Source organism: Allobosea lathyri, from assembly GCF_900108245.1.
Taxonomy (GTDB): Bacteria; Pseudomonadota; Alphaproteobacteria; order Rhizobiales; family Beijerinckiaceae; genus Allobosea; species Allobosea lathyri.
Genome location: NZ_FNUY01000006.1, coordinates 344,044 through 350,114, shown reverse-complemented (window position 1 = coordinate 350,114; position 6,071 = coordinate 344,044). Strand labels below are relative to the sequence as shown.

The 6,071-nt window shown below is 65.8% G+C and carries 7 protein-coding genes; 3 read left to right on the top strand and 4 right to left on the bottom strand.

The genetic code is table 11. From position 1 onward, the window contains the following. Positions 1-305: transposase (locus C4S73_RS16500; RefSeq protein ID WP_103873595.1), on the top strand; the 305-nt coding region annotated here is incomplete at its 5' end. A 59-nt stretch (positions 306-364) separates the two neighbouring features. Here the strand turns inward: C4S73_RS16500 and C4S73_RS16495 are convergent. From C4S73_RS16495 to C4S73_RS16480, 4 genes are all read right to left on the bottom strand, one after another. Next, the gene (locus tag C4S73_RS16495; RefSeq protein ID WP_103873594.1) at positions 365-1,693 is read right to left on the bottom strand and encodes an RNA polymerase sigma factor; all 1,329 of its coding nucleotides are present in this window, start codon (positions 1,691-1,693) and stop codon (positions 365-367) included. A gap of 63 nt (positions 1,694-1,756) precedes the next feature. Continuing rightward, on the bottom strand, positions 1,757-2,176 hold the full coding sequence (locus C4S73_RS16490) for a YciI family protein (RefSeq protein WP_103873593.1): 420 nt from the start codon (positions 2,174-2,176) through the stop codon (positions 1,757-1,759). Positions 2,177-2,280: 104 nt separating this feature from the next. Beyond that, entirely contained in the window at positions 2,281-2,709 is a 429-nt protein-coding gene (locus C4S73_RS16485) for a YciI family protein (RefSeq protein WP_103873632.1), read from the bottom strand. Positions 2,710-2,987: 278 nt separating this feature from the next. Then, positions 2,988-4,328, bottom strand: coding sequence for a dihydroorotase (locus C4S73_RS16480; protein ID WP_103873592.1), 1,341 nt, complete (start codon positions 4,326-4,328; stop codon positions 2,988-2,990). 179 nt (positions 4,329-4,507) lie between these two features. Here C4S73_RS16480 and ygfZ point away from each other — a divergent pair, with 179 nt between their 5' ends. Both ygfZ and C4S73_RS16470 read left to right on the top strand, forming a co-directional pair. Beyond that, complete coding sequence (ygfZ, locus tag C4S73_RS16475) at positions 4,508-5,392, top strand: CAF17-like 4Fe-4S cluster assembly/insertion protein YgfZ (RefSeq protein WP_103873591.1); 885 nt, start codon at positions 4,508-4,510, stop codon at positions 5,390-5,392. Further along, on the top strand, positions 5,389-6,009 hold the full coding sequence (locus C4S73_RS16470; RefSeq protein WP_103873590.1) for a DNA-3-methyladenine glycosylase I: 621 nt from the start codon (positions 5,389-5,391) through the stop codon (positions 6,007-6,009). The genes ygfZ and C4S73_RS16470 overlap by 4 nt, the downstream gene beginning before the upstream one ends. The last annotated feature ends 62 nt before the right edge of the window (positions 6,010-6,071 follow it).

Here is a 6,071-nt window from a genome sequence, read left to right as displayed (position 1 = left end):
TGATGCCCGAACTCGGGCACGTCTCGCCAAAGGCCATCGCTGCCCTGACGGGCCTCGCGCCCTTCAACAACGACAGCGGACGCAGGCGCGGCCAGCGCATGATCAGGGGCGGAAGGCGCCGCGTCCGGCGAGCCCTCTACATGGCCGCGCTTGCCGCCATCCGGACATCGTCGCGCTTCAAGACCTTCTACGACACCATCCGCGCCCGAAGCGCCGCCGCCAAAGTCGCCATCATCGCCGTCGCAAGAAAGCTCATCACCGTCCTCAACGCCATGCTCAAAACAAACACAGCCTTCCAGACATGACCCCAAACGACACAGTTGCCGGGTCTCCGCTTCGCTGCGCCCGGGATGACCAAGCGACATCAATCTGAACACGAATGATCTAACCCATCCCGCGCAGCCGCCTCCCGCGCCGTTTGCGCGCGGGCAAGCATGAGTTCGCGCTCGCGCTGATTTTTCGTCAGCTCCGCTCCGAGCGTGAACGCAGCCTGCGCCTCCGAATGCCGGCCGAGCTTTGCCAGCAGATCACCATGCACGGCGGGCAGCAGATGGTACCGCTTGAGCGCGGGCTCGGACATCAGCGCCTCGACCAGCACCAGCCCGGCAGCCGGCCCTTCCGCCATCGAGACGGCGACGGCGCGGTTCAGCTCAACCACCGGTGAGGGAGAGACCCGGGCGAGGACGCCATAGAGCGCCGCGATCCGCGCCCAGTCCGTCTCAGCAGCCGTGCGCGCCCGGGCGTGGCAGGCCGCCAACGCAGCCTGCAGCAGATAAGGGCCGGGCAGCGCGCCCGGCGCGTCATCACGAGAAATCTGCCCTTGCAGAGACTGCGCCCGCTCCAGCGCCTTGAGCCCGCGCCCGATCAGCAGATGGTCCCAGCGCGCCCGGTTCTGGTCGAGCAGCAGCACCGGCTCGCCGTCGGGGCCGATGCGCGCCCGCAGCCGCGAGGCCTGCAGTTCCATCAGCGCGACGAGGCCATGCACCTCCGGCTCCTGCGGGCTGAGTCCGGCGAGAATGCGGCCCAGCCGCAGCGCTTCCTCGCACAAGGCCGGCCGGACCCAGTCGTTTCCCGCGGTAGCCGCATAACCCTCGTTGAAAATCAGATAGACGACCTCAAGCACCGAGGAGAGCCGTTCCGTCAGCTCCGCGCCATGAGGCACCTCGAACGGAACCTTGGCATCGCTGAGCGCCTTCTTGGCCCGCACGATGCGCTGGGCCATCGTCGGCTCGGGCACGAGGAAGGCCCGTGCGATCTCCTCCGTCGTCAGCCCGCCGAGCAGCTTCAGCGTCAGCGCGAGCCGGGCCTCGGTCGAAAGCACCGGATGGCAGGCCGTGAAGACAAGCCGCAGCAGATCGTCGCCGACATCGTCGTCCAGCGCCGCGTCGAGATCGGGCGCGCCATTCCCGTCGGTCTCGATGTCGTGGCCCAGTTCCTGATGTTTGCGCGCCAGCAACCTGTCACGACGCAAGGAATCGATGGCGCGATGCTTGGCGGCCTGCATCAGCCACGCCCCGGGATTGCGCGGAACGCCCTCTTCGGGCCACTGCTTCAGGGCCACGACCAGCGCGTCCTGCGCCAGTTCCTCGGCGCGCCCGACATCGCGGACGATACGGGCGAGCCCGGCGATCAGGCGCGGGGCCTCCATGCGCCAGACCGTCTCGATGGTGCGGTGTGCATCGCTCGCCGACATGGGCAGCGATACACACCATCTCCCGCCCCGAAGACAAGGGGGCAGAGGAAAAGGCGCGGGCCGTCAGACGCTACCCATGCCGATGTCGCGGAAGCGCTGTACCGAGCCCATCGTCTCGAAATCCTCCAGCTCGTAGAGCTCGCGAATCTCGATCTCGCAATCCTGGCCGAGTTCGAACGGGCGCGGAAAGCGCCGCGACCAGTCGAGCGCCTCTTCGCGCGAATTCACCTTGATCACGGTGTAGCCGGCGATCAGCTCCTTGGTCTCGGCGAAGGGACCGTCGACGACCGTGCTCCTGCCATCGGCGGCATGCCTGATGCGCCAGCCCTTCGAGCTCGGCTTCAGGCCGGAGCCTTCGAGCAGGACGCCGGCCTTGGCGAGCTCCTCGTGATAGGTAGCCATCGACGCCATCAGCGCGTCATCCTCCGGAAAGATGCCGGCTTCGCTGTCCTTGGTCGCCCTGACGATGATCATGTAACGCATGCTTGCTCCTTGGCGTTGGGGTTTGCGAGCAGGACGCCTGCGGTCCCGCTCCAAGGACACGTCGAACGACATGTCGCGACATCGACAGGATCAGCCTGAATTCGTCAGCCGGAATTCTTCTTGGCCTCGGCCCAGACCCGCTCCTCCTGCTCGCGCAGCTCGGGCGTGAATTCCTCGCCGAAATCGGCAGCCTCGAAGATCTGGCGGATCTCGATCTCGGACGGCCCGGGCATGGGGTTGGGGCAGCGCTTGACCCATTCGATCGCCTCCTCCCGGGACTTGCACTGCCAGATCCAGAAACCGGCGATCAGCTCCTTGGTCTCGGCGAAGGGGCCGTCGACCACGGCCCGCTTCTCCCCGTCGAACTGGACGCGCGCACCCTTGGTGCTGGGATGCAGGCCGTCGCCGGCCAGCATGATGCCCGCCTTCACCAGCTCCTCATTATAGGCGCCCATGGCGGTCAGCAGTTCGGTGGTCGGCATGATGCCGGCTTCGCTGTCCCTGGTCGCCTTGACGATGATCATGAAACGCATGGTCTTCTCTCCTTCGCTTGCCATGGGAGCCGGCCCGGCATCTTGCCGCATCCGGTCTCTGCTGACACGACGAACGAGCCCAGGCGGAATCGACACGGGCCCCGAAAAAATTTCGAGGCCCGTCGATTCTTGTAAAAAACTGGGAAGATCGCGTCGCATGCGCCTCCCCGTCATGGTCGGGCTTGTCCCGGCCATCCACGTCTGTCCTCGTCGAGGATGGTGTTCAAGACGTGGATGCTCGCCACAAGGGCGAGCATGACGGCGGAGGCCCAGATGAATCAGACCTCCCGAGGCAGCGCCTCCAGGAAGCGAGCCGGTTCGCCTTGCGAGGGCGTCGTGATCTCGCCGTCCCACATCACCTTCCGCCCGCGCACATAGGTGCCAACAGGCCAGCCGGTGACGGTGACGCCGTCATAGGGTGTCCAGCCGCATTTCGAGGCGCCCCATGCATTGGTGATCGTCTCCCGGCGCTTCATGTCGACGATGGTGAGATCGGCGTCGTAGCCCGCCGCGATCCGGCCCTTGCCCTCCATCCCGAAAATGCGCTGCGGCCCATGGCTCGACAGGTCGACGAAGCGCTCCAGCGTCAGCCTGCCCGCGTTCACATGGTCGAGCATGATCGGCACCAGCGTCTGCACGCCCGGCATGCCGGAATGGCTGGCGGGATAGGCGTGGTGCTTTTCCTCATGGGTATGGGGCGCGTGATCGGAGCCGAGCACGTCGACGACGCCCTGCTCCACACCCCACCAGATGCGCTGGCGATGGCTGTCGTCGCGGATCGGCGGGTTCATCTGCGCGTAGGTGCCCAGCCGCTCGTAAGCGTCGGGCGCGACCAGCGTCAGATGGTTCGGCAGCACCTCGACGGTCGCGACATCCTTGTGATCCCTGAGAAACACCATCTCCTCGCCGGTCGAGATATGCAGGATATGCACGCGCGCGCCGGTCTCGCGCGCGATGCGCACCAGCCGTTTCGTGCAGGTCAGCGCCACCTCCGGCGAACGCCAGACCGGATGGCTCGACGGATCGCCCTCGACCCTGAGATTCATGCGCTCGCGCAGCATCATCTCGTCCTCGGAGTGGAAGGCGGCGCGCCGGCGCGTGCGCTTCAGGATCTCGGCGACACCGGCATCGTCCTCGACCAGAAGATCGCCGGTGGACGAGCCCATGAAGACCTTGATGCCGGCGGCACCGGGCAAACGCTCCAGCTCGGGCACGTCCTTGACGTTCTCATGCGTGCCGCCGACCCAAAACGCGAAGTCGCAATGCATGCGATGCCGCCCGCGCCTGATCTTGTCGGCGAGCGCCTCGGGGGTGGTCGTCTGCGGAATCGTGTTGGGCATCTCGAAGACGGTGGTGACGCCGCCGAGCACGGCAGCGCGCGATCCGGTCTCCAGATCCTCCTTATGGTCGAGGCCCGGCTCGCGGAAATGCACCTGTGAATCGATCACGCCAGGCAGGATGTGGAGACCAGTGCAATCGACCACCTCGCCCGCCGAAGCGCGAGAGAGATCGCCCAGCGCGACGATCTTGCCGTTGGTGATGCCGAGGTCGCGCTGGACGCGGCCATCCTGGTTCACGACCGTGCCACCCTTCAGAATGACATCGTAGGTCTGCGACATGGCGGGTCTCCGGCGGTTGAGATAACGGCTGTTGCGGCCTAACTATCGGGGCCGATGATATTTGCAAAACGCAAACCGTCATTGCGAGCGCAGCGAAGCAATCCAGAGTCGTCATGCTCTACGAGAATGGATTGCTTCGCTGCGCTCGCAATGACGGTAGAGGTTCTGGAGACCGCTTCATGCCCGCAGCCCGATTGATCGACCGCGGCGTCATCCGCGTCAGCGGTGAGGATGCGCGAGACTTCCTGCAGAACCTCGTCACCAACGATCTGGATCCGGTGACGCCGGAACAGGCCGGCTATGGCGCACTGCTGACACCGCAAGGCAAGATCATCGGCGACTTTATCGTGATCGCGGTGGCGGAAGCGGAGGGCGGCGGCTTTCTCCTCGATGCGCCGCTCCTGCAGGTGCCGGATCTGATGAAACGCCTCAAACTCTACAAGCTGCGTGCCAGGGTCGCGCTCGATGACCTTTCCGAGGCGAGCGCGGTCATCGTCTCGACCGACGGCTCGCCCCTGCCCGCCGATTCCGGCCTCGTCTATGACGATCCACGACTACCGGCGCTCGGCCAGCGCGCCATCACCGATCGTGCCGATGTCGAGTGCATCGCGACCGGCGATTCCGAGGCCTATCATGCAAGGCGCGTCGCGCTCGGCATTCCCGATGGCGGCAGGGACTTCGCCTATGGCGACGCCTTCCCCCATGAGGCGCTGCTCGACCAGCTCGGCGGCGTCTCCTTTAGGAAGGGCTGCTATATCGGCCAGGAGGTCGTCTCCCGCATGCAGCATCGCGGCACGGCGCGCACCCGCATCGTCCCCGTGATCTTCACCGGCGGAATCGCTTGCGAAACCGGCGCCGAAGCCACCGCCGGAACCAAGACGATCGGACGCGTCGGCTCCGGTGCAGACGGGCGCGGCCTTGCCATGCTCAGGCTCGACCGGGTCTCCGACGCGCAGGCCGCAGGCGAGCCGCTGCTCGGCGGTGGACTCGCCTTCACGCTGGAAAAGCCGGAGTTCATCCGCTTCCCCTTCCCCGGCGAACCCGGTTTCGGAGCCGCGGCATGACCGGACGCGCTGCCGTCGAAGGTCCGGACGGGAAATTCCGTTGCGTCTGGCCGGGAACCGATCCGCTCTATCTCGCCTATCACGACACCGAATGGGGCGTGCCCGAATATGATTCGCGCGCGCTGTTCGAAAAGCTGATCCTCGACGGCTTCCAGGCCGGGCTCTCCTGGATCACGATCCTGCGCAAGCGTGACGCCTTCCGCACCGGTTTCGCGCAGTTCGAGCCGGAAGCGATCGCCCGCTTCACCGAGGAGGATGTGCAGCGGCTCCTGCAGGATGCCGGCATCATCCGCCATCGCGGCAAGATCGAGGGCACGATCAAGAGCGCGCGCGCCTATCTCGCGATCAGCGAGCGCCAACCCTTCGCCGATTTCCTCTGGAAGCATCTCGACGGCCGGGTGGTGCAGAACGCCTTCCGCACTCACGAGGAGGTGCCGACTGAAACGGCGGTTTCCAAGGCGATGTCGAAGGAGCTCAAGGCGGCAGGCTTCACCTTCTGCGGCCCGACCATCGTCTACGCCTTCATGGAAGCCTGCGGACTGGTCAACGACCATCTCGCCGGCTGCTTCCGCCGGCAGGAATGCGCCGTGCTGGCGCGCGATGTGAGGTCGCGATGAAGCGATGCGTCTTCTCAGCCCTCATCCTGAGGAGCCGCGCAGCGGCGTCTCGAAGGATGCTC